Genomic DNA, 23,406 nt, shown 5'->3' on the forward strand with positions numbered 1-23,406 from the left:
GCCGCACCAGAGAAGCCCCTGTCCCGGGGCTTCGACAACAACAAGACGAGGGAAACGATCATGAATATCACGCGTCGTGGTGTGCATTCGATCGATCATTACGCGCTGTTCGTGCCGTCGTTGCAGCAAGGCAGGCATTTCTTCGAACACTTCGGCCTGGATGTCCGCGAGCAGGACGGGCAGTTGCAGCTGCATGCCGGCGACGGCCATCTTTGGGCTCGCCTGCTGCCGGGCGCGAGCAAGTCGCTGGCGTGGATCAGCTTCAATTGCTTCGAGGCCGACTTCGCGGCACTGCGAGAGCAGGTCGCCCGCAGTGGCGCGCTGTTCACCCATGGCGATGGCCACGGCTTCTGGTTCCGCGATCCGGACGGCAACCTGTTGCAGGTCAAGGTTGGCCGCAAAACCATGCCAGACACCCGCCCCGAACCGCCGCTCAGCGTGCGTGGCGTGCGCGCGGTCGGTAGCCGCGACACGGTAAGCCAGGTGCGCCCGCAACGCCTGGCCCATGTGCTGCTGTTTTCTCCCAATGTGTCGCGGGCCGTGGATTTCTATGAGCAGGCGCTGGGGCTGCAGCTGTCTGATCGCTCCCAGGACATCATCGCCTTCACCCACGCCCCGCACGGCTGTGACCATCATCTGGTGGCCTTTGCCAAAAGTACCGCCAAAGGCTTTCACCATGCGGCCTGGGAAGTCTCGAGCATCGACGAAGTGGGTAACGGCGCCCAGCAGATGATGCGCGCTGGCTACATCGAAGGCTGGGGCACCGGTCGTCATTGCCTGGGGTCGAACTTTTTCCACTATGTCCGCGATCCCTGGGGGTCGTTCAGCGAGTTCTCCACGGAGATGGATTTCATCGAGGCTGGCAGCGTGTGGCCAGCGGGTGACTTCCCGGCCGAGAGTTCGCTGTACCTGTGGGGGCCTGACGTTCCCGACTACTTCATCCAGAACACCGAGGCGAGCGGCTGAGCGCCACGCCAGCTGCACCCTGACGCCCATTTCATGCGCTTTCACCGCTTGCCTCCGGCAGGCGGCGCGGGATCGGCTTGCCTGCTGATCCTGGCGAGCGGGGCCTGGGCTTTGCGTTTCCAAGAATAAGAGTACGGAGTACGACCATGAAGTCGCAAAACACCTGCGAAACCATCGAGGTTCCTGTTCTGATCGTAGGGGGCGGCCCATCCGGCCTTACCGCCTCCTTGTTGCTGTCGCGTTATGGCATTCGAAACCTGTTGGTCAACAAGTACCGCTGGACGGCCAACAGTCCACGTGCGCACATCACCAATCAGCGCACCATGGAAGTGTTTCGCGACGCCGGTGTCGAGCCGCAGGTGGTTGCGGCTGCCAGCCCTCACGAACTGATGGCCAACAACGTTTGGGCAACCGGCTTCAGCGGCCAGGAGCTGGGGCGTTTGCTCACCTGGGGCAATGCCATTGAGCGCAAGTCAGACTATGAACTGGCCAGCCCCTCGGCGATGTGCAACATCCCCCAGCATCTGATGGAACCGATTCTGGCCAACGAGGCACTGCGCGCCGGCAGTGAGATGCGCTTCAACCATGAGCTGCTGGATTTCACCCAGGATGCCGACGGGGTGACGGCGCGCATACTCGATCGCGGCACCGGGCGCGAGTTCAACGTCCGCGCGCAGTACATGATCGGTGCCGACGGCGCCCGCAGCCGAGTGATGGAGCTACTGGGCATCCCGCTGCACGGCGAGATGGGCCTGGGCTGCGCGGTGAATGTCTGGCTGCGCGCCGACCTGCGACGCTTCTGTGAAAGCCGCCCCGGGGTGTTGTACTGGATGGTGCAGCCTGGCAACGACTATTGGGTTGGCAGTGGCACCTTTATTTGCGTACGGCCCTGGGACGAGTGGGTGATGCTGTTCATGTACGACCCGGCACAGGGCGAGCCTGACCTGAGCGAGGCGGCGGTGATCGAGCGCGCCCGGCGGGTTATCGGTGACGACGAGTTCCCGGTGGAAGTACTGGCGACCAGCAAGTGGCAGATCAACCACGTGGTTGCCGAACGCTATTCCCAAGGCCGGGTGTTCTGCTGTGGTGATGCTGTGCACCGCCATCCGCCGGCCAACGGCCTGGGCACCAACACCTCGGTGCAGGACGCCTACAACCTGGCCTGGAAGTTGGCCATGACCCTCAAGGGCGAAGCCGGGCCAGGTTTGCTCGACAGCTACAGCCAGGAACGTCAGCCGGTGGGCCGCCAAGTGGTAGACCGGGCCATGGCCAGCGTGCGCAACATGCTGCCGATTTCCAACGCGCTGGGGTTCAAGCCAGGGCAGAGCGAGGCCGAGGGCTGGGCGAGCCTGAACGAACTGAACGCGGACACTGCTGCTGGTCGTGAACGGCGTGCGGCGCTGGAACAGGCTATCCAGTTGCAGCACTACCAGTTCAATTGCCACGGCGTCGAGCTCGGCCAACGCTATGCCAGCGCTGCAGTCCAGGGCGATGGCAGCGAAGCACCGGCCTACACCCGCGACCCTGAACTGTACTACCACCCGACCACCTGGCCCGGTGCGCATTTACCCCATGCCTGGCTGCATGACCGCAGCGGGCGCAAGCTGTCGACCCTCGATATCTGCGGCCACGGGCGCATGACCTTGCTCACCGGCCACGGTGGCGATGCCTGGTGCCAGGCCGCCGTATCGGCAGCCCGTGAACTGGGTATCGATCTGCAAGTGCGACGCATTGGCCTGGGCCTGGACTACAGCGACAGCTACGGCGACTGGGCGCGCCAGCGTTGGGTCGCAGAGGACGGCTGCGTACTGGTACGTCCTGACCATCATGTCGCCTGGCGTGCGCAAAGCGCGTCACCGGCTGCCGATGTGGACGTGCTCCAGGCATTGAAGGCCGTCCTGGCCCGCAACTGAGTTTCCCTTTCCTCATGAGCCACTTCCGTCAGGCCGGTAACGGCCTGGCTGGAGCGTACCTTCCTGCAGCCTTGGGCATCAGGAAGGGGCTCGCCTGTGCGCTGAAAACAACAACAAGAGGCAGCTATGTTGAAGAAAGTGATGATATGTATGGGGGCGGGCGTACTTGCCGCCGCTACCTTGACTGCAAGGGCCGAGGTGGAAGAACCGGGCGAGGGCGCGCTGGCGCGCTGGCTGCTGGGCCCGGAGCTGGAGCGCGATCACGGTATTCGAATTTCCGGGCTGCTGGATGTCGGTTATGCCCGCAACAACCGCTCGACCCACGATGAGCGCGAAGACGGCCTGAGCAACATGCCATTGACCGGCTTTTCTGATGAAGGCTTTGAACTGGCGTCGCTGCACCTGTTTATCGACAAACCGCTGGTGGCCAATGTGGTGCCACGGGTGACGCCCTTGCCGGGGCCCAAACCCGAAGCGCTGTCGTTCGGTTTCAGCATCGAGACCTTGTATGGGCGCAACGCCCAGTTTGCCCGGACCTATGGCTGGGACATGCACTGGCCGGCCAACTCGCCGGGCGATGACGACGCAGAACAGGCCAAGCGTGACCGCGAAAAATTCGTCGCCACGCCCAACCTGTTCGCCTCGGTGTACCTGCCTTACGGCCCGGGCGTCAGCCTGATCGCCGGGATCTTCGGCCCGGCGCTGGGCTATGAGATCCCGCCGAACATTCGTGAGGCGCGCAACCCTTTTGCCAGCAAAACCTACGCCTTCGTATCCGAGCCCAGCACCGTGGCCGGGGTATTGGCCAGCACTCGCCTGTACAACGGCGAAAGCGGCCTGCTCGGCGCCGAGCTGGGCGTGGTGCAAGGGCGCAACAACCTGCGCGACAACAACCACGGCAAGTCGGTGCTCGGCGCCTTGCGCTGGCGCACCGCAGATATGCAGACCTGGGTCGACTACGAGTTCATGGTCGGCGATGAACAGAACCATAACGTGGATGACGTGCAGGCGCCCACTGCGCGGCTGATCTCGGCTGACGGCCAGTTGCGCCAGCAACACTCGTTGAATGCCTGGCATGCCTTCGACAGCCAGTGGTCCATGGGCGGCGAGCTGGTGTATGGCCGCCAGGCTGGGGATGGCAAGGCCGGCACTGTCGACATCGTCACCGGCCCGGGCTTCGACGGCGCGTCCTGGTGGGGTATCAATGGCGTGGTGACCTACCAGTACCGCAAGGACCTGGCGTTCTCCGCCCGCGGCGAACATTTCCGCGATCGCGATGCTTTCGTGCTGTTTCCCACCAGCAGTGCCCGTGGTGATTTCAATGCGCTGACGGTCGGTCTGCGCTGGGACGCCACGCGCCATATCAGCATCCGCCCGGAGCTGCGCTACGACTGGTTCGAGCCGCTTGCCCATGACCGCATCTACGGCAATGGCCGTGACCGTACCCAGCTGACCGCCCTGGTCGAAGCCCTGGTGTATTTCTGAGCTGACTGTTCCGCCCCTTCTGGTAACTCGACGTTAATCCCATCCATGCCCATGGCGGCAGAGGAGTACCTGTATGTTCGATAAACAGTACGAATGGAAGGCTGTAGCGTTATTGGCCATTGGTTTTGGCCTGGTGGGCCTGGACCGCTTCATCATCTTGCCGCTGTACCCGGTGATGATGCGTGACTTGGGCCTGGACTATCAGGACCTGGGCAACATTTCCGCTGCCCTGGCGTTGGCCTGGGGGCTTTCTTCGATCTTCATGGGACGCCTGTCAGACCGTATCGGCCGGCGCAAGATCATCATCCCCTCGGTCATTCTGTTTTCCTTGCTGGCCGGTTTTTCCGGACTGGCCACCGGTGTCGGCGCGCTGCTGCTGATTCGTGCGGTGATGGGGGTGGCTGAAGGGGCGTTCACGCCAACTTCCATTGCCGCCACGGCCGAGGCTTCGCACCCGTCGAGGCTGGGCATGAACATTGGCATCCAGCAGGCGTTCTTCCCGCTGCTGGGGCTGGGCCTGGCACCGATTATCGCTACCCAGCTGCTGTTGGTCGTACCGTCGTGGCGCTGGGTCTTCGTGTTGGTGTCGGTGCCGGGTTTCTTCCTCGCCTGGGCGCTGTACAAGGTGCTGCGCGAGCCGATCACCGAGGGGGCGGTGAAGGACGCTGGCCACGGTATCGGTGCAGACTGGCGTGCGGTACTGCGCTACCGCAACGTCCAGCTCAACCTGGCCGGGATGTTCTGCATGCTGACGTGCCTGTTCGTCAGCTCGGTGATGCTGCCCAATTACCTGACCGACTACCTGCAACTGGGCATGCAGCAAATGGGCTTTGTCATGTCGGCCATTGGTTTCGGCGGCTTCTGCGGCATGTTGCTGATGCCGACCTTGTCCGACCGCCTGGGACGCAAGCCGGTGGCGTTGATTTCTTGTGTGGCCACCGCCGGTGCACTGTGGCTGATGATCCACACCGGTGCCGAACCGATGAAGCTGTTCCTGCTGCTGTTCGCCACCACCTTTTTCAACTTCAGCATGATCTGCATGATCGTCGGCCCGCTGACCAGCGAGTCGGTGCCGCCGGCCCTGCTTTCCACGGCTACCGGCCTGGTGGTGGGTATTGGTGAGGTCTTCGGTGGCGGTGTGGCACCGGCGCTGGCGGGCTACATTGCCCAGCATTACGGCATTGAAAAGACCTTGTACCTTGCACTGACCGGCGCAGTGCTCGGATTGGTGGTGGCGGCCAGCCTGCGCGAGACCGCCCCGGCCAGCGCGCGGGTCAAGGAAACGGCCCCGACAGAGCTGTCCTGAGCGCGGGAATCCGACGAAGGCCCGGCGCGGCGGTTGCCAACAGGGTGGATCTGTATGTATAACCAGTGCCATTGATAGCTGTCAGTAGCCTGCCGTGATTGCCCACTCTGTTGACGACCCGTTCTACTACCTGCACAACTTCGAGCAAGTGCTGCAGTGGATCGCGCTGCGTTATGACGACCTGCTCGACGATGGCGAGCAGGCCTTTATCCAGCAGTTTCTGCAACAGCCGCGCGCCTCACGGGCGTTGTTGGTGCGGATGGTGATGCGCAAGGGCCAGTTGTTCCGCCCCAGTAAGCTCAGCTACGCGGAAATCGGCGCGCCGCTGCCAGCGTTGCAACCCTTGCTGGAACGCGGCTGGGTCACTGACGACAGCCCCTTGAGCCTGGAGCAGCTGTTTCAGGTGTTGCGCAAGGACGAAATCGCCAGTGGTTTTGCCGCGCAACTGCAGCGGCCGAAGGCGGCCAAGCGCGAGCTTTTCGCTGAACTGCAGGCGCTTGAGCTACCGTCGCAACCCTGGAACGCCTGGTTGCCGGGGTTTGCCGAGCCGATTGTCACTCTGCAGTTGCAAGCATTGTGCGACCGCTTTCGCCTGTTGTTTTTTGGCAACCTGTATCAGGACTGGTCGGAGTTCGTGCTGGCCGACCTCGGCGTGCTGCGCTATGAGCAGGTGGCCTTCAGCGATCAATCGCGGGCCTTGCGTCAACGGGCCGACGTTGACCTGGCGTTGCTGCTGCACCATTGCGCCGAGCTGCTGGAGCAGGGCGCGCCGGTGTTGCAGGTGCTGGCTCAGGTCGAGGCGCTGCACAGCGACAACCCGTGGCTGATGCGTCGTCGTTCGCGACTGCTGTTCCAGCTCGGCCAGTATTGCGAGCGCCTCGGCGAGTGGCAGCTGGCGTTGCAGGTTTACCTGAGCAGCGATCACCCGCAAACGAGGATTCGCCGCATACGCGTGCTTGAACGCAGTGAGCAGTGGGAGCAGGCCCATGCCCTGGCCCAGCAGGTTGCGCAGAGTACTCCCGGCCCGATCGAAGTCCAGGCCCTGGCGCGCATGCTGCCGCGTCTGCAGCGCAAGTTGGGTGGGCCTGCACAAGCGCGGCGCAGCAAAGCCGTAACGGGCCTGATCGACCTGCAGTTGCCGGCCGAGCAAGCGGCGTTAGGGGTGGAACAGGCCGTGCAGTTGCACCTGGAGCAGCAGGGTGGGCAGGTGCATTACGTTGAAAACACCCTGTTCAACAGCCTGTTTGGCCTGTTGTGTTGGGAGGCGATCTTTGCTCCGGTTGCGGGTGCCTTTTTCCACCCGTTCCAGAGCGCTCCCCAGGACCTGCACGATCCCGAGTTCCAGACGCGCCGCAGCGAGCTGTTCGACGACTGCCTGGCGCAGCTCGACGATGGCCGCTACCAACAGACCATCCGCCGCCATTTCGTCAGCAAGCAGGGGCTGCAGTCGCCGTTCGTATACTGGCAGGTGCTCAGCGAAACCTTGCTCGATCAAGCCCTGGCCTGCCTGCCCGCCGAACACCTCAAGCAGTGCTTCAAACGCTTGCTCGAAGACATCCAGAGCAACCGCGCCGGTATGCCCGACCTGATCCAGTTTTGGCCCGAACAGCAGCGCTATCGGATGATCGAGGTCAAAGGGCCAGGGGATCGCCTGCAGGATAACCAACTGCGCTGGATCGACTTCTGTGCCAGCCACGGGCTGCCGGTCGAGGTCTGTCATGTAAGCTGGATTACCCCGGCGCCATGAGTTATCGCGTTGCGGTTCGGGCGTTATGCGAGTTCAGCGCCAAAGCGGGCGACCTGGACTTGCGCTTTACCCCGTCGCCCACCGCTCAGGAGGGCATCAGCGGCCATCAACGGGTGGTTGCCCGGCGTGGGCCGGAGTATGAAGCGGAAGTCAGCCTGGAAGGGCAGTTCGGCGCCTTGCAGGTGCGCGGCCGCGCCGATGGCTACGACCCGCAGCTCAATCGCCTGGAAGAGATCAAAACCTACCGGGGCGACCTGGCGCGCCAGCCTGATAATCACCGCCAGTTGCACTGGGCCCAGGCCAAAGTCTACGGCTGGTTGCTTTGCCAGCAGCGGCAGTTGGTCGAGATCAACCTGGCGCTGGTGTACCTGGATGTCGACAGTGACACCCAGACCCTGATTGAACAGCGCTGCAGCGCGGCAACACTCGAAGCGTTCTTCAACAGCCAGTGCCGGATTTTTCTGCACTGGGCTGAACAGCAACTGCAGCGCATTGCCCTGCGCGACGCCGGGCTCAAGGCGCTGGCCTTTCCCTATGGTCAGATGCGCCTGGGTCAGCGCGATCTGGCCGAAACCGTGTACAAGGCCGTCAGCACCGGGCGTTGCCTGATGACCCAGGCCACCACCGGCATTGGCAAAACCTTGGGTACCGTGTTTCCGTTGCTCAAGGCCATGGTGCCGCAGCGCCTGGACAAGATTTTCTTCCTTACCGCGAAAACCCCAGGGCGGGCGCTGGCGCTGGAAGCGTTGCAACAGGTGCAGCGCACGGCGCCTGAGCTGGCCTTGCGCAGCCTGGAGTTGGTGGCGCGCGACAAGGCCTGCGAGCATCCGGACGCAGCCTGTCATGGCGAAGCCTGCCCGTTGGCCAAAGGGTTCTACGATCGTTTGCCCGCCGCGCGCCAGGCCGCTCAGGCGCTGACCCTGCTCGACAAGGCCGCCTTGCGTGAGGTCGCCCTGGCGCATCAGGTCTGCCCGTATTACCTGGGGCAGGAGATGGCGCGTTGGGTCGATGTGCTGGTGGCCGACTACAACTATTACTTTGACCAGAGCGCCTTGCTGCATGGCCTTACTCAGGTCAACCAATGGCGCGTGGCAGTGTTGGTAGACGAAGCCCACAACCTGGTCGAGCGGGCGCGGCAGATGTACAGCGCCAGCCTCGATCAATGGCAGTTGCAGGCGTTGCGGCGCAGCAAGCCGGCCGGCATGGGCAGCGCCCTGGACCGCCTGAATCGGCAATGGAATGCCCTGCACAATGCGCAGCTCGCACCTTACCGGGTCGCCGACGGCTTGCCTGAGGCGTTCCTCAAGGCCTTGCAGCAGTGTGTCGGGCTGATCCAGGAGCAACTTAACCAGCACCCGGTCGGGCTTGCGCCAGCGCTGTTGCAGTTTTTCTTTGATGCGCTGCAGTTCATCCGCGTCAGTGAGTTATTCGATGAGCACTTTCTGTTCGACATCAGCAAGCGCGCCGGGCCTGGCAAACGCAGTCTGTCGACCCTGTGCCTGCGCAATGTGGTGCCCGCCGCGCAGATTGCGCCGCGCATGCGCAATGCAGTCAGCGTCACGCTGTTTTCTGCAACCTTGAGCCCCAGGCGCTATTACGCTGACCTGCTGGGGATGCCAACCGACACCGCCTGGTTGGAGGTGGCGTCGCCCTTTGCTGCGGAGCAATTGTGCGTGCAGGTGGTCAGCGATGTGTCGACGCGCTTTCAACACCGCGCCGCCTCAGTGGCACCGATCACTGAGCTTATTGCCCGGCAATACACCGCCGAGCCCGGCAACTACCTTGCGTTTTTCAGCAGCTTCGAATACCTGCAGCAGGTGGCCGATGCGCTTGAACGTGACTACCCGCTGATACCGCAGTGGCGTCAGACGCCCGGCATGGATGAGCCGCAGCGCCAGGCGTTTTTGCAACGCTTTCAACCTTTGGGTTGCGGGGTTGGTTTCGCGGTGCTGGGCGGTGCCTTTGCCGAAGGCGTCGATCTGCCAGGCACGCGCCTGATCGGTGCTTTTGTCGCGACCCTGGGGCTGCCGCAGGTCAACCCGGTGAACGAGCAGATCAAGCAGCGTATGCACCAGCTGTTTGCTGCCGGATTTGACTACACCTACCTGTACCCCGGCGTGCAGAAAGTCATTCAGGCCGCTGGCCGGGTGATTCGCGGCGCCGACGACAGGGGTATGGTAATGCTGATCGACGACCGCTTTGCCGAGCCGCGGGTGCAAGGGATGTTTCCGGCCTGGTGGGCCACGCAGCAGAAATAATCGCGGCGTGGTGGAGCATTGACGTCGCGTGCTTGTCAAAGTGCCAGTAAACTGCGTGTTTTGATTACCCTGAACATCCTTTCTTGAGGTTTTGCATGAAGCTCAGTCCTTTGGCAGGCAAACCGGCGCCAGCCTCCGTGCTGGTAGACATTCCGCGCCTGTTGACCGCCTATTACACCGGCCAACCTGACGCCAGCGTTGCCAGTCAGCGCGTCGCGTTCGGCACCTCCGGGCACCGGGGCAGTTCGCTGGACCTGAGTTTCAACGAGCATCATGTGTTGGCGATCAGCCAGGCTATCTGCCTGTACCGTCAGACCAAGGGTATCGACGGTCCGCTGTTCATCGGCGCTGACACCCACGCGCTGTCCACCCCGGCGGCGGCTAGTGCCTTGCAGGTGCTGGCGGCCAACGGTGTTGAAGTGATGCTGTCCAAAGACGACGAGTACACCCCGACCCCGGCAGTGTCCCACGCGATCATCTGCTACAACTGCGGGCGAAGCAGCGGCCTGGCCGACGGCATTGTCATTACCCCGTCGCACAACCCGCCGCAAAGCGGTGGTTTCAAGTACAACCCGCCCAATGGTGGCCCGGCCGACAGCGACGTGACCAAGTGGATCGAGACCAAGGCCAACGAACTGCTGGCTGCCGGCCTTGAAGGCGTCAAGTACATGGCCCACGAGCAGGCCCTGCAGGCCAGTACCACGCACCGTCATGACTACGTCAGCAGCTATGTTGCCGACCTGGAAAACGTCATCGACTTCGACGTGATCCGCAGCGCCAACCTGCGCCTGGGTGTTGATCCGTTGGGCGGCGCGGGCGTGCGCTACTGGTCGGCGATTGCCGAGCACTACAAATTGAACCTGGAAGTGGTCAACACCGAGGTCGATCCGACCTTCCGCTTCATGAGCGTCGATTGGGATGGCCAGATCCGCATGGACCCATCCTCGCCGTATGCCATGCAGGGCCTGATTGGCCTGCGTGAGCGCTTTGACGTGGCCTTCGCCTGCGACCCGGACCACGACCGCCACGGCATCGTCACCCCGAATGGCCTGTTGGCACCGAACAACTACCTGGCGGTGGCGATCGACTACCTGTTCCAGCACCGTCCACAGTGGCGCACTGATGCTGCGGTCGGCAAGACCGTGGTCAGCAGTGGCCTGATCGACCGCGTCACCGCGCGCCTGGGGCGGCGTTTGTATGAAGTGCCGGTCGGCTTCAAGTTCTTCGCCGATGGTTTGTTCGACGGCAGCCTGGGCTTTGGCGGTGAGGAAAGCGCCGGTGCTTCGTTCCTGCGCAAAGATGGCAGTGTCTGGACCACCGACAAAGACGGCCTGATTCCGGCACTGCTGGCGGCGGAGATCACTGCCCGTACCGGTCGCGATCCGAGCCAGGCGTATGCCGAACTGACCGCTGCGTTGGGCGAGCCTTTTGCTACCCGTGTCGAGGCCAAGGCCAATGCGCAACAGAAGGCGTTGCTCAGCAAGCTGGCACCGGAGCAGGTTAAGTCGACCGAGTTGGCTGGTGAGCCGATCGAGCAGATCCTCAGCCATGCGCCGGGCAACAACCAGGCGATTGGTGGGTTGAAGGTGATGACCGCCAACGGCTGGTTCGCGGCGCGGCCTTCGGGCACTGAGGATATCTACAAGATCTACGCAGAGAGCTTCGTTGACGAAGCGCACCTGCAGCGTCTGGTGGCTGAAGCCCAGGCGTTGGTGGATGCAGCGATTGCTTGATCAGCTGAAATGAATCGCGGGGCAAGCCCGCTCCTACCCGGTAGGAGCGGGCTTGCCCCGCGATCAATCAGGCTACATCAACCAAAACAATCTCACTGTCTTGCAGCGCAGTCACCGTGAGCACCTGCTCATCCTCAATCGCCAAGCCATCGCGGGCTTCAACCCGGACACCGTTGACTTCGATCAGGCCTTTGGCCGGCACCAGATAACCACGGCGCCCGGCTTCAAAGCGGTACTCGGCGCTTTCACCGGCCTGCAAGGTCGCCGCCACCAGGCGGGCATCGGCGCGGATGCGCAGGCTGTCTTCATCGCCCTCACGACCGCTGGCCAGGGTCACGAAACCTTCGCCACGCTCGCCTTTGGGAAAAGGCCGCGAACCCCACGACGGCGCTTGTCCGACGCGCTCAGGCACGATCCAGATCTGGAAAATCCGCGTATCGACCTTTTCCAGGTTGTATTCACTGTGGGTGATGCCGGTGCCTGCACTCATGACCTGTACATCACCGGCCTCGGTGCGGCCCTTGTTGCCCAGGTTGTCCTGATGGCTGATGGCGCCTTCACGCACATAAGTGATGATTTCCATGTCGCGGTGCGGGTGTGGCGGGAAGCCACTGCCGGCAGCGATCAAGTCGTCGTTCCAGACCCGCAGGTTGCCCCAATGCATCCGTTGCGGGTCGTAGTATTCGGCAAAGGAGAAATGGTGATGGGCATCGAGCCAACCATGGTTGGCATGGCCAAGGCTCTTGAAAGGGCGCAGTTGCAGCATGATGGGCTCTCCTGGTGATTCAGTTGATGGGAGGATGATCGCTGAAATCATTATCGAAAATAAGCGTAAATTTCGGCTGATTTTAATCTGATTTGTTGATGTATTAAGTTGGGGTGATTTGTGCGCTTCATCGTCTAATTAGCTGATCTGCAAGCATTCAGCTGGTGATTTTTCTTCGATGGAGCGAACATGGGCGCAGGTTTTTTCGTTTTGGAGTAGGTGTGTCTGAACAGCGTCCCAAGCTACCCCCGGAGTTGACTCCACCTGCACAACTGCCCTGGATCAGACGCCTGGCCGCGCGCCTGCTTGGCCGTGGTTTGAGCCGGCTGCAGGCACAGCACCGTGACTCATGGTTTCAGGGGCACGCCAGCGGTCAGCGCACCGGCCACGCCGATGGTGTGCGTGAAGGTTACGAAGAAGGGCGGGTAGACGGCTATGAAGCCGGGCGCCAGGTCTTGGTCATCCGTGACACGCGCCCTGATGGCCACGGTGTGCCGGGGCAGGACAACGGCTTGTTTGACGACTGGCGGCTGCCGTTGACGGCCGAATTGAAAAAGCGTTTCAAGGCTGACGTCGCCTTGCGCTTGCCGGCGCAGGCGCAGCCCAGCGCGGCGCAGTGGAAGATGATCTTCAGTGATACGCCGTCTACCTGTGTGATTGCCGGGGCAGGGGCTGGCAAGTCGACCTCGCTGGTGCTGCGTATCCTGCTGCTGCGCCATTACCTGGGGTACGAGCTGGACGCCATGACCGTGGTGACCTTCACCCGTGAGTCGCGCAAAGACTTTATCGCCCGGCTGTTGCAGGTATTCAGCCTGTGGCAAGTGGCGCTCAATCCTGCCCAGGCCCGTGAGCTGGTGCGCACCTTCCATTCACGGATTCTGCCGCTGGTGCGCAGCCTGCCGGGCTTCAACCAGGTGCGGGCGTTCGAGACCCTGGGCAGTGACCTGCCCGGTGGCAGCGAAGCCAATGCCGAGAGCAACCCTTTTGATTTGCGCATCAACGACGCCCAGCGTCAGCAGCTCAACCTGTGTTACCGCGACCTGCTCAACAGCAGCCCGCGCTTTGCCGAACTGATTGCGGGCTTGCGCCGTGAGGCGGTGCAGCTCAAGGCACTCGATCGCGATCACCCGGACGTGCAGAAGCGTGTCGCCGTGACCCAGCTCTCGGCCAGCCGTGACGAAGAGCTGTGCGACACTCTGGAAGACCTCTGGTTTGCCGCCGGTGCCTGGCCGATCAAGGGCATCGAGCCAAGCCGCGAAACGGTCGAGATCAATGGCAGCCGCTTCCATTTCCACGGCCACATCGCCGAACTCGATGCCTGGGTGGTACTGGGTTTCGATCCGGGTGAAAACCAGCAGTACAAGCGCCCCGGGGCCAAGTTGCCGGTCTGGGCGGAGTGGGTGATCAAACGCACCCTGTTTCAAGCTTTCTGCGATAAGCCTGTGATTTGGTTGGAAAACTATGCCGCCGCCAAGCGCTTGACCGCCTCATTGGCAGGCGATGCGGTCGCCGGGCCAGGCTTTGATTACAAGGTCAAGGGAGAGCTCTCGGCAGTGCCGTTACTCGATGCCTTTGTCGGCGCAGCTGGCTTTATCGAGAACCTCGGGCTTGATGTAAACCCAGCCGTCGGCGCCATGAGCTTCCCGCCAGGCGACAGCGATGCGGCGTTCTTCGAAGCCCTGGCACTGTACTGGAAGGCGTTGGAAGCGCACTTGCTCGCTCAGTCGCCACCGATCATGAGCTACAACCGCATGTTCGCCCTGTTCGGTGAAAACAACCCGGAGAACCTGCGCCTGCTGCCAGACCCGCTGTTGCGGCCGCTGGCGCACTTGATGATCGACGAATTCCAGGATGTCTCACCGCAGATCGTCTCCTGGCTGCGCGCCTGCCTGCGGGAAATCCGCAGGCGTGGCCCGGCCATGAACGTCGGGCGTGTGGCCCAGCATTCTTCGCTGCTGTGCGTCGGCGATGACTGGCAGTCGATCTATGGCTGGCGTGGCAGTTCACCGAAGTACTTCATGGAGTTCACCAAGGAGTTCCCCGCGCCAAGCAACACCCGGGTGATGCTGGCGGACAACTACCGCAGTCACCAATACATCATCGATGCGGCCGAACATATCGTGAAGCCGGCGCCTGCGATCACAGGCAAGAAGGCCAAGGCCTGTGGCCCGGCGGCGGAGCAACCGCTGCCGGTCAAAGTGCTTGAACGCGACGAAGCGGCGTTGGCGCAAACGCTGATGGAACACTATCGACGCGGTGAAACCGTGATGATGTTGTTTCGAAAAAGTAGCGATAAGTTATTGATATCAGAGCATATCAAGCCATTGGTCAATCACGAGGCCGGGCTGCCTGCGGATCAGCGGCGGTTCCGCCAATTGACCTACCACAGTGCCAAGGGACTGCAGGCCGACGCGGTGTTCATGCTCGGCGATTGCCAGCACCTGACCAGCTCACCCTACAAGAACCAGGTCTATCGTCAGGCCGGGCTGGGCCGCGCCGGTGATCCGCTGGCGTTCGACACCGCCCAGAAAGATGAAGTACTGCGTCTGGCGTATGTGGCGATTACCCGTGCGGCCAGGCATTGCTACTGGTATGTGGAGAACCCCACGGGGGAGGCAGCCAACCTGCCGCGGGCTTCGAGCCAGGTCGATGGGCGCAAGGTGTTTTTCGAGGACGGGCGCTAGGCGTGGGCGTGCCCTGCGATGGGAGTGTGGCTATCACATCGCATCGCAGGGCAAACACGCTACAGTGATTCGCGGCTGCTACGGCCATCGACAAGGCGCGCGATGCCCAGCGGGTTGGCGTTCTGCAGGGCTTCGGGCAACAGCTCATCCGGGCAATTCTGGTAGCACACCGGGCGCAGAAAGCGTTCGATCGCCAGGCTACCGACCGAGGTCCCACGCGCGTCCGAAGTGGCCGGGTATGGCCCGCCATGTACCATCGCATCGCAGACTTCGACGCCTGTCGGGTAACCGTTGAACAGCACACGGCCAACTTTCTGTTCCAGCAGCGGCAGCACATCAGCGTGGCTTTGCAGGTCTGAGGGTTCGCCAATCAATGTTGCTGTCAGCTGGCCGTGCAGGCCGTTGAGTGCCTGAAGCAGTTCGTAGCGGTCGGCCACTTCCACCAGCACGGTGGCCGGGCCGAAGACCTCTTCCTGCAACACAGGGTCGGCCTCGATCAACAGGCTGGCATCGGCTCGCAATAATTGAGGTTGTGCCTGGCGCGGTTGTAGCGCCTGGCCGCTGAGGTGGGTGATGCCCGGATGAGCTAGCAATGCCGTTACGCCGTTGTGGTAGCTGGCCAGGGTCTGGGCATTGAGCATGGTTTGTGGCGGTTGCTCGGCCAACTGTGCTGCCAAGTGGACGGTGAAGGCACTGAAGGCCGGCGAGCGTACACCGATGACCAAGCCCGGTTTGGTACAGAACTGCCCGCAGCCGAGTAGCACTGAAGCGGCCAATTCAGCGGCGATCCGTTCACCGCGCAGGGCCAGTGCCTGGGGCAGCAGCAGGACCGGGTTGATGCTGCTCATCTCGGCGAACACCGGGATCGGCTGGGGCCGGGCGGCGGCCATGTCACACAGCGCGCGTCCGCCTTTGAGCGAGCCGGTAAAGCCGACCGCCTGGATTGCAGGGTGCTTGACCAACGCTGCGCCGACACCCGCGCCGTAGATCATGTTGAACACGCCCTTGGGCATGCCGGTCAGTTCGGCGGCGCGGATAATTGCATCAGCAACCTGTTCGGCACTGGCCATGTGGCCGCTGTGCGCCTTGAACACCACTGGGCAGCCAGCGGCAAGTGCGGCGGCGGTGTCGCCGCCAGCGGTAGAAAAGGCCAGGGGGAAGTTACTTGCACCGAATACCGCCACCGGCCCCACGCCAAGTCGATACTGACGAATGTCGGCGCGCGGCAATGGCTGTCGGTCTGGTTGGGCGCGGTCGATCCGCGCCGCGAGAAAATCACCACGGCGCAGCACCTGGGCGAACAGGCGCAGTTGTCCGCTGGTGCGTCCACGCTCACCTAGAATGCGTGCGTTGGGCAGGGCGGTTTCGCGGGTTACCAGCTCGATGAAATCGCTGCCCAGCGCGTCCAGTTGTGCGGCGATGGCCTCAAGAAAGTGTGCTCGGCGCTCCGCCGACAGGTTGCGAAACGTCGGGTAGGCCTGTGCCGCGGCCTGCGCGGCAGCGTCCACTTCGCCAGGGGTGGCTTGATAGAAGGGGTACGGCAATGCTTCACCGCTGCTGGCGTCGTGACTGTACAGGGTGACAGTGCCGGCGGCGCTGCGCGCGCCACCGATGTAGTTGTGGCCGATGATGTCCGGCATGCAAAGCTCCAGGTCAAAGGTGCGGTCAGGCCAGCGAACGGCCGGGCTCCACCGGGGAGCACCGGCCCGATCTTCACTCAGAGGCCGACATCCGGCAGTTGCGGGCGGTTGGTCAGGGCTTTGGCCATGATCTGCTCGACATACACTCGGTCGGCTTCCGGCAGCGCCAGGCGCGGTGGGCGGGTCAAGGCGCTGCCGCGGCCGGCGATGGCTTCGCACAGCTTGATGCATTGCACCAGGTCAGCACGGGCGTCCAGGTGCAGGATCGGCATCAGCCATTCATAGATCGGCATGGCTTCGGCGAAGCGCCCGGCCTTGGCCAGGCGGAAGATTGTTTCGCCCTCTTTGGGGAACACGTTGGACATGCCCGAGACCCAGCCTTGCGCACCGACAGCAATGCTTTCCAGGACCACGTCATCGAGGCCAGCGAACAGCACGAAGCGGTCACCCACTTCATTACGCACGTCGATGAAGCGGCGGGTGTCGCCGGAGGAATCTTTAAAGCACACCACGTTGTCGCAGTCAGCCAGGGAAATCAGGATGTCCGGGGTGACGTCGTTCTTGTAGATCGGCGGGTTGTTGTAAACCATCAGTGGCACGTCGGTGTGTTTGGCCACGTAGCGGAAATGCTCGGCGGTCTCGAACGGTTTCGAGCCGTACACCAGCGCCGGCATCAGCATTACCCCGTCTACGCCCACCTGGCGTACCGAGTTGGCGACTTTCGCCGCTTGCACGCTGGTGAACTCCGCTACGCCGCAGATCACCGGGACGCGGCCGCGCGAGGCATCGACAGCGACCTCGGTGACGGCAATTTTCTCTTCGGCGCTTAGCGAGGTGTTTTCGCCCACCGACCCGCAGACGACCAGCCCCGAGACGCCGTCGCGGATGACGTTGGAGATCACCTCGTGAGTCTTCTCCAGGTTAATCGAGAAGTCTTCGTTGAATTGTGTGGTCACTGCGGGAAAGACACCGCTCCAGTTGATGTACTTGCTCATGTTGTTCTCCGGTGGGTTATTGTATTTCGTATACGATATTTTAAGTGACAATACTCGACCAGCCGTTTTTTCGCTGTTTGCCACTCGTTTTAAGGGTTTGGTTTTAAATCAGTGGGTTAGCGTTCAAGCGCCGGGCCAGGTGTCCGACAGCCGGTAGCCTTGTGGCCAGGGATCGCTCGGATCGAGCAGCAATTGATGGGTGCCGGTGATCCAGGCACGCCCGGAAATACACGGATAGATGGCCGGGCGTCCGGCGATATCGGTTTGTGATTCGATGCGGCAGTTAAACGTCGAGCCGATAATCGAGCGGCCGATGAAGTGGTCGCCGACCTTCAGCAAGCCTTTGGCCTGCATCACCGCCATGCGCGCCGAGCAACCGGTACCGCAGGGGGAGCGGTCGATCTTGCCGGGGCGGATGACCACCGCGTTGGTGCTCGTGGCGACACCGTTCTGGTACTCGATAGGGGCGGCTATCTGGCAAAAGGAAATGTGCGACCAGTCCGGATTCAGGGGGTGATGAAATCCCAACTGTTCGTTGGCCGCCTGGGTGATTTTCAGACCGATCTCGACGATCTCCCTGGCTTCGTCGGGGCGTATGGCAAAGCCCAGCTGACGGGCATCGGCAATAACAAAACTGTCGCCGCCGTAGGCCGTGTCGACCTTGAGTGAGCCGTAACCTTCGACTTCGATCCAGGCATCGAGGCGATCGGCGAACGACGGCACGTTTTTCACTTCTACCCGTTGCACCTTGCCATCGCGGCATTCAGCGACAGCTTCGATCAGCCCGCCTGGCGCTTCGAGAACCAGGCGGGTTTCGGGTTCGGTCATGGGCAGGATACCGCTGTCGAGCAGCACGGTTGCCACACACAGTGAATTGGAGCCTGACATCGGCGGGGTGTCGGCGGGCTCCATGATGATCCAGGCCATCTGTGCCCGTGGGTCTTTGGCGGGCACCAGCAGGTTAACGTGGCGGAACACCCCACCGCGTGGCTCGTTGAGGACGAAGTTGCGCAAGCTGTCGTCACGGGCAATCCAGCGCGACTGTTCCCAGACGGTGGCGCCCGGCGGCGGGGCGACGCCCCCGACAATAACGTCGCCGACTTCACCTTCGGCATGGCAATTGACGACATGGATGATTTTCGATGAGCGCATTGAAGAACTCCTGCTGTGGGTGGTGGCTTATTTCACCGATTTCAGGAACGCCGCCGTCTCCGGCTGCAAGGGGCTTCCAATGACCTGATCCGGCGCGCCGATTTCATGCACCAGGCCGTTACGGAAGAACGCCACGCGGTCCGACACGTCCCGGGCAAAACGTATTTCATGGGTCACCAGCACCATGGTCATGCCGTCCTCGGCGAGCATGCGCATGGTGTCCAGTACTTCGCCGACCAATTGCGGGTCGAGCGCTGAGGTGGCCTCGTCGAACAGCATGTAGTCCGGCGACATCGCCAGCGCCCGGGCAATCGCCATACGCTGCTGCTGACCGCCAGACAATTTGCCGGGAAACGTCTTGAGTTTGTCGCCCAGGCCAACGTGGGTCAGTTGCTTGACCGCCAACTCCTCGGCGTGTTCCTTGCTTTTGCCCAGGACCTTGCGCGGTGCAAGCATCACGTTTTCCAACACCGTCAGGTGCGGGAAGGCGTTCCATTGCTGGAACACGATGCCGATTTTCTGTCGCAAGCGGTTGAGGTCGGTGGCACGGTGGTGGACCTCGACGCCGTCGACCCGGATGCTGCCTTTCTGGATCGGTTCCAGGCCGTTGATGCACATCAGCAACGTCGACTTGCCTGAGCCCGAGCCGCCGATGATCGACACCACTTCACCTTTGTCCACGGTGAGGCTCACGCCCTTGACCACCTCGAGGTTGCCGAAGGATTTGTGTACGTTCTCGATCTCAATCATTTTCCTGCCACCTTCTTTCCAGTCGGGCGCCCAGGCGGGCTACCACCAGGCTCATGACGTAGTAAATGAGGCCCGCGATGCACAGCACCAGCAGGGGTTCCTGAATCCGCGTAACGATGGTTTGCGAGGCGCGCAGCAGTTCAACAATGCCGATCCACATCACCAGTGCGGTGTCTTTCATGACCCCTAGCACCAGGTTCAGCCAGCCCGGAAAGGCCACCCGAGTCGCCATCGGCAGGACGATCCAGCGCAAGTCTTGCAGGTAGCTCATGCCCAGTGAGCGGCTGGCCCGGCGCACACTCAACGACACCGCCAGCACTCCGCCACGGACGATTTCGGTGAAGTAGGCCGCGGTGTACACGCCGAGCACGATGCAGCCGACGGTAAAGGCGCTGAGGTTCAGCCCAACGATGCTCTTGAACGAGTTGAACAGCACAAACTGGATCAGCAATGGCACGCTGCGAAACACATCCAGCAGCCATGCCAGCGGCAGGCTGGTGCGTGGCCACAGCGCCCGCACCAGGCCGAATACCAGCCCGGCGAAGGTGCCCAGCATGATGGCCCAGAACGTTAGCTGCAGCGTGACCCAGGCCCCGTCGAGCAGGAACACCAAGTCGTTCCAGGTAAAACCGGTCGAAAGCATGGCGAACTCCTCAGTAACGGAACAGTCGCCAGGCCATCAGCCGGGCTACCGCGACAATTGCCTTGGCGATCACGTAGTACAGCGCTGCTGCCAGGGCGAAGTATTCGAAGGTGCGGAACGTCTTGACGTTGTAGTCCTGGGTCACCCCGGTGAGGTCGTTGTTCAGACCTACGATCACCCCCAGTGAAGTCATCAGCACTGCCCAGACCATCTGATTAGTCAGTGGGTAGAACACCACCCGCAGCAACTGCGGAATGATGACCATCCGGTAGGCCTGGAAGGCGCTCATGCCTAACGAGCGCGCCGCACGCATCTGCGTTCCCGGCACGGCTTTGAGGCCGCCACGAAAGTTCTCCGCCAGGTACCCCGCATTGTTGAAGGTGATTCCCGCCAGCAGGGCGACCCATGAACTGACATGCAAGCCCATCGAACCGAGGCCGAAGTACAGGATGTAGATCTGGAACAACGACGGTGTGTTACGCGCAATCGATACCCACGCATCGGCAACGCCACGCAGCAGCGGTTGCTTGCCAGCGCGCATCACAGTCAGGGCCAGGGCAATCAGCACCCCGAAAATCATCGACAGCGCGGCGGTTTCGAAGGTTACCCAGGCCCCAGTCAGCATGTCTGGCAACGCGCGCAGGGCTGAGCGCCACTGGAAGGTGTAGTCAAACATGCGTGGTTTTCTCCTTGCAGATGGCCGGTTGCAACCAGCTTGGCAAGCGGCCGCTGGCTTGACCGCTGCAGGCCGACGCGACGCATTCGGCGAGGCTGGCGAAATGCACTGCGCGCCCGCTCAGGCCAGGGCCGTAGTGAGCGTATTTGCCGGAGTTGGTCATCAGTGTGCGTGCAGCGGGCGGAATCACCGGTTCACCCAGCATGCACCAACAGGTGTCGGTCACCAGGGTCACGCCGAAGCGTTCAAGTCCGCTGATGTATCCGGCAGCGCGTGCCTGTTCGAGCACGGTGCGACCGCAAGTGATTGCCAGCACGACGTCGGGGTGTTTGTGGCGGTTGCGGCACAATCGCTCAAGTGTCGCGAACTCGCTGAGGGAAAAGTGTGGGTTGCCCAGCGACACTACATCGACACGTGATTCGCGGGCGCTGTTGAGTTCGCGCCAACTGCGCAGCAGGTCGCTCAACTGCAGGTGCTCGCTGGCCAGGGGTACCCCGGGTTCAACGACCTGGGTGGGGTCCAACGCTTCGGCGGTGACGCCGGCGATGTGAAAAAGCGGCGCGGCAGAGGTGGTTGCAAAGGCGGCGCCGAAGGCTTTGAGGTCGTCCAGACTCGGTTGAGCCTGCTCCAGCCCGCGCACCAGGGGAATTCGCCAGCCGCTCAGGGCGCCGATGTGGTACCCGAGCAATGGGTAGAAACTGTCGTCCAGCGTACCCAGGGGCGGCAGCTCGACAATCAACTGCGCCTTGCGCTGGCTGTCCAGATGGCAACCGATGCGAGGTGCACGGCCGGTGAGGGCGATGCAGATGTCGAGGTAGTCGGGGTACTTGAGTGTGCGAGCACCGAGCACACTGTTGGCGTAGACCACGGCATTGGATTCGGCCCACACCACGTGTTCGCCCAGCTTCGGCGCACTGTCCAGCAGGTAAGGGGCGCAGGTAAAGCTCAGTTGTGCACCCATGGCCATATAGGCATCGCCCAGGGCACTGGCAGGTTCACCGAGCGCGGGGTCAATTCCCAGTTCGCGCCAGCGACGTTGATCGACGGAGATGGCGTTGAGCGTGGTCGGTACCCGTACCTTCGCCCCCCATTGCAGCAACTGCTGGGCAAAACGCAGGCTGGCGGGGCCGGTGTAGATGCAGCCGTCGATGTGCGCCTGACTGACGTCGAGCAACTGCTCGGCGCCTTGCAGCTCGGCCATGCGCAGCACAATCTGCATCGCCAACTGTGCGGCCCGGCCATGGTCACCGTCCAGCAATGCCTGATCGTCCGCGCTGAGACTGAGGCCGGTGCTGCGCGGCGCGTTGCCGTGTGTCGGCGAGCAGGCCTGCCAGGGTTGTTCAGGCGTCTGGGCGTACAGGTTCAGATGCTGCCCTTCGACCCGCGCATACCCCTTGCGGGGTAACCCGGCAAAGGCCTCCTCGCCGATGCACAGCACCGGCAGGGAACGCTGGAACAGTGCCTGTGCGACCAGCACGCCGAGGGTCAGAATCTCGTCGGCTTCGGCCAGCACCAGTGCCGCGGGTGCGTGGCCATTGCTGATCAACTCCATCATCACGCTGCTGCCAGTGCAGGAGCCGCGTCCACTGGGAATGGCCAGTATGCGCCCGGCAATGCACTGGCCGCTCAGGGGATGATGGCGGTCGATCACTTCGCCGCTGAACGGGTCGACCCCGCCCCAGAAACTCAACCCGGTGTCGGCGAACAGCAGTTCGCCCTGGGCTGCGCCCTCGACCAGGCTGCGCCCGGTCAAGGGGTTGGGAGTGCTGGTCATACTGCGCACCTCAGTAGTAGACCTGGGGCACGGTCAGGTCGGTCGGGGCGATGTCGGTGCCCACCCACTTGGTGAACAGTTCTTTGTAGCGCCCGGTGCGTACTTGCTGGTTGACGAACAGGTCGAGGTAACGCAGCAGACCGTACTCGTTGCGTTTGGCGCCCAACGACACGTAATCGATCACATACGGCGCGTTGCCGGCGACTTTGAGGTTCTTGTACTTGCCCGACTTGAGGGTCGCGGCGGCGACGGTGTTGGTCACTACCGTGGCGTCGATGTGGCCCTGGGCTACCGCCAGCAGGGTATCGTTTTGCGACTGGTAGGCGCGGAAGCTGCCGTTGCCCCAATTCTTCACATCTTTTTCCAGGGCAATGGCTTCGTAGGTGCCACTGGTATTGCCCAGCGCCTTGCCTTTGAGGTCATCGAAGCTGTTGATGCCGGTGTTGTCGCGGGTCAGCACGACCATCTGGAACGCGAAGTACGGTACCGTCAGGCCGACCGTCTTGGCCCGTTCCAGCGTGTCGGAGGTGGACGCGACGATAACGTCGGCACGGCCGGAAATCAGCGCCGGAATGCGGTCGGGGAAGGGGGTTTCGACGACTTCTGGTTCGACACCGAGGATTTTCGCCAGGTCGTTGCAGTAGTCCACATCGAAGCCTGCGGGTTTGTTGGCTTCGTCACGAAACCCCATCGGCGGGAAGTCTAGGGTGACTGCGCATCGCAGTTTGCCAGAGCCGATGATGTCGTCGAGTTTGTCGGCCTGGGCGTTAGCGATAAAGGTGGTACTGAGAACAGCGCTGAGGGCTACGGCAAATGTGCAGTTTTTCATAGAGGCCTCGTGTCGTGTGGGTGCTGTTAGATATCGTATTGAAGATTTCGTATACGATATTTGTTATAGCAATGGATGTGCCTGTTTTC

At 62.2% G+C, this 23,406-nt stretch carries 17 protein-coding genes; 8 read left to right on the plus strand and 9 right to left on the minus strand.

Features of this window, described 5'->3' with window-relative positions:
* Window positions 1-60: 60 nt before the first annotated feature.
* From ACVWSC_RS12120 to pgm, 7 genes are all read left to right on the plus strand, one after another.
* Window positions 61-966: a VOC family protein gene (locus ACVWSC_RS12120; protein WP_442113867.1), complete on the plus strand. Its 906-nt coding sequence runs from the start codon at window positions 61-63 to the stop codon at window positions 964-966.
* Window positions 967-1,112: 146 nt separating this feature from the next.
* Entirely contained in the window at window positions 1,113-2,879 is a 1,767-nt protein-coding gene (locus tag ACVWSC_RS12125) for an FAD-dependent monooxygenase (protein ID WP_442113868.1), read from the plus strand.
* Between the two features lie 126 nt (window positions 2,880-3,005).
* Window positions 3,006-4,364: an outer membrane beta-barrel protein gene (locus tag ACVWSC_RS12130; RefSeq protein ID WP_442113869.1), complete on the plus strand. Its 1,359-nt coding sequence runs from the start codon at window positions 3,006-3,008 to the stop codon at window positions 4,362-4,364.
* Between the two features lie 73 nt (window positions 4,365-4,437).
* Window positions 4,438-5,670 carry an MFS transporter gene (locus tag ACVWSC_RS12135; RefSeq protein WP_442113870.1) on the plus strand — a complete coding sequence of 411 codons (1,233 nt, stop codon included), beginning with the start codon at window positions 4,438-4,440 and terminating at the stop codon, window positions 5,668-5,670.
* Window positions 5,671-5,764: 94 nt separating this feature from the next.
* Complete coding sequence (locus ACVWSC_RS12140) at window positions 5,765-7,417, plus strand: VRR-NUC domain-containing protein (protein ID WP_442113871.1); 1,653 nt, start codon at window positions 5,765-5,767, stop codon at window positions 7,415-7,417.
* Window positions 7,414-9,675 (plus strand): ATP-dependent DNA helicase, encoded by a 2,262-nt coding sequence (locus ACVWSC_RS12145; protein WP_442113872.1) that lies wholly within the window; start codon window positions 7,414-7,416, stop codon window positions 9,673-9,675. Before ACVWSC_RS12140 ends, ACVWSC_RS12145 begins: the two co-directional genes overlap by 4 nt.
* Before the next feature lie 95 nt (window positions 9,676-9,770).
* Window positions 9,771-11,408 (plus strand): phosphoglucomutase (alpha-D-glucose-1,6-bisphosphate-dependent), encoded by a 1,638-nt coding sequence (gene pgm, locus ACVWSC_RS12150; protein WP_442113873.1) that lies wholly within the window; start codon window positions 9,771-9,773, stop codon window positions 11,406-11,408.
* Between the two features lie 67 nt (window positions 11,409-11,475).
* Here the strand turns inward: pgm and ACVWSC_RS12155 are convergent, their stop codons facing one another.
* Complete coding sequence (locus ACVWSC_RS12155) at window positions 11,476-12,174, minus strand: pirin family protein (protein WP_442113874.1); 699 nt, start codon at window positions 12,172-12,174, stop codon at window positions 11,476-11,478.
* A 221-nt stretch (window positions 12,175-12,395) separates the two neighbouring features.
* Between ACVWSC_RS12155 and ACVWSC_RS12160 the strand changes: the two genes are divergently transcribed.
* Window positions 12,396-14,858, plus strand: coding sequence for a UvrD-helicase domain-containing protein (locus ACVWSC_RS12160; protein WP_442113875.1), 2,463 nt, complete (start codon window positions 12,396-12,398; stop codon window positions 14,856-14,858).
* 59 nt (window positions 14,859-14,917) lie between these two features.
* Here ACVWSC_RS12160 and ACVWSC_RS12165 read toward each other — a convergent pair whose 3' ends face one another.
* From ACVWSC_RS12165 to ACVWSC_RS12200, 8 genes are all read right to left on the minus strand, one after another.
* Entirely contained in the window at window positions 14,918-16,498 is a 1,581-nt protein-coding gene (locus ACVWSC_RS12165; RefSeq protein WP_442113876.1) for an aldehyde dehydrogenase (NADP(+)), read from the minus strand.
* 77 nt (window positions 16,499-16,575) lie between these two features.
* Window positions 16,576-17,493, minus strand: a complete 918-nt coding sequence (locus ACVWSC_RS12170; RefSeq protein ID WP_442113877.1) for a dihydrodipicolinate synthase family protein — start codon at window positions 17,491-17,493, stop codon at window positions 16,576-16,578.
* A 123-nt stretch (window positions 17,494-17,616) separates the two neighbouring features.
* Window positions 17,617-18,645, minus strand: coding sequence for a trans-3-hydroxy-L-proline dehydratase (locus ACVWSC_RS12175; RefSeq protein WP_442113878.1), 1,029 nt, complete (start codon window positions 18,643-18,645; stop codon window positions 17,617-17,619).
* Window positions 18,646-18,672: 27 nt separating this feature from the next.
* A complete protein-coding gene (locus tag ACVWSC_RS12180) occupies window positions 18,673-19,395 on the minus strand; it encodes an amino acid ABC transporter ATP-binding protein (RefSeq protein ID WP_442113879.1) in 723 nt (240 codons plus the stop codon).
* Entirely contained in the window at window positions 19,388-20,038 is a 651-nt protein-coding gene (locus ACVWSC_RS12185; protein WP_442113880.1) for an amino acid ABC transporter permease, read from the minus strand. Before ACVWSC_RS12185 ends, ACVWSC_RS12180 begins: the two co-directional genes overlap by 8 nt.
* A gap of 10 nt (window positions 20,039-20,048) precedes the next feature.
* Window positions 20,049-20,714 carry an amino acid ABC transporter permease gene (locus ACVWSC_RS12190; RefSeq protein ID WP_442113881.1) on the minus strand — a complete coding sequence of 222 codons (666 nt, stop codon included), beginning with the start codon at window positions 20,712-20,714 and terminating at the stop codon, window positions 20,049-20,051.
* A complete protein-coding gene (gene lhpI / locus ACVWSC_RS12195) occupies window positions 20,707-22,488 on the minus strand; it encodes a cis-3-hydroxy-L-proline dehydratase (RefSeq protein WP_442113882.1) in 1,782 nt (593 codons plus the stop codon). The genes ACVWSC_RS12190 and lhpI overlap by 8 nt, the downstream gene beginning before the upstream one ends.
* 10 nt (window positions 22,489-22,498) lie before the next feature.
* Window positions 22,499-23,317 carry an ABC transporter substrate-binding protein gene (locus tag ACVWSC_RS12200; RefSeq protein WP_442113883.1) on the minus strand — a complete coding sequence of 273 codons (819 nt, stop codon included), beginning with the start codon at window positions 23,315-23,317 and terminating at the stop codon, window positions 22,499-22,501.
* Window positions 23,318-23,406 lie beyond the last annotated feature (89 nt).

The organism is Pseudomonas sp. NUPR-002 (assembly GCF_056322725.1).

Bases quoted from the DNA above. Each gene is read 5' to 3' on its own strand.
- ACVWSC_RS12120 (WP_442113867.1), top strand. From the start codon at position 61: ATGAATATCACGCGTCGTGGTGTGCATTCGATCGATCATTACGCGCTG.
- ACVWSC_RS12125 (WP_442113868.1), top strand. From the start codon at position 1,113: ATGAAGTCGCAAAACACCTGCGAAACCATCGAGGTTCCTGTTCTGATC.
- ACVWSC_RS12130 (WP_442113869.1), top strand. From the start codon at position 3,006: ATGTTGAAGAAAGTGATGATATGTATGGGGGCGGGCGTACTTGCCGCC.
- ACVWSC_RS12135 (WP_442113870.1), top strand. From the start codon at position 4,438: ATGTTCGATAAACAGTACGAATGGAAGGCTGTAGCGTTATTGGCCATT.
- ACVWSC_RS12145 (WP_442113872.1), top strand. From the start codon at position 7,414: ATGAGTTATCGCGTTGCGGTTCGGGCGTTATGCGAGTTCAGCGCCAAA.
- pgm (WP_442113873.1), top strand. From the start codon at position 9,771: ATGAAGCTCAGTCCTTTGGCAGGCAAACCGGCGCCAGCCTCCGTGCTG.
- ACVWSC_RS12155 (WP_442113874.1), bottom strand. From the start codon at position 12,174: ATGCTGCAACTGCGCCCTTTCAAGAGCCTTGGCCATGCCAACCATGGT.
- ACVWSC_RS12165 (WP_442113876.1), bottom strand. From the start codon at position 16,498: ATGCCGGACATCATCGGCCACAACTACATCGGTGGCGCGCGCAGCGCC.
- ACVWSC_RS12170 (WP_442113877.1), bottom strand. From the start codon at position 17,493: ATGAGCAAGTACATCAACTGGAGCGGTGTCTTTCCCGCAGTGACCACA.
- ACVWSC_RS12175 (WP_442113878.1), bottom strand. From the start codon at position 18,645: ATGCGCTCATCGAAAATCATCCATGTCGTCAATTGCCATGCCGAAGGT.
- ACVWSC_RS12180 (WP_442113879.1), bottom strand. From the start codon at position 19,395: ATGATTGAGATCGAGAACGTACACAAATCCTTCGGCAACCTCGAGGTG.
- ACVWSC_RS12185 (WP_442113880.1), bottom strand. From the start codon at position 20,038: ATGCTTTCGACCGGTTTTACCTGGAACGACTTGGTGTTCCTGCTCGAC.
- ACVWSC_RS12190 (WP_442113881.1), bottom strand. From the start codon at position 20,714: ATGTTTGACTACACCTTCCAGTGGCGCTCAGCCCTGCGCGCGTTGCCA.
- lhpI (WP_442113882.1), bottom strand. From the start codon at position 22,488: ATGACCAGCACTCCCAACCCCTTGACCGGGCGCAGCCTGGTCGAGGGC.
- ACVWSC_RS12200 (WP_442113883.1), bottom strand. From the start codon at position 23,317: ATGAAAAACTGCACATTTGCCGTAGCCCTCAGCGCTGTTCTCAGTACC.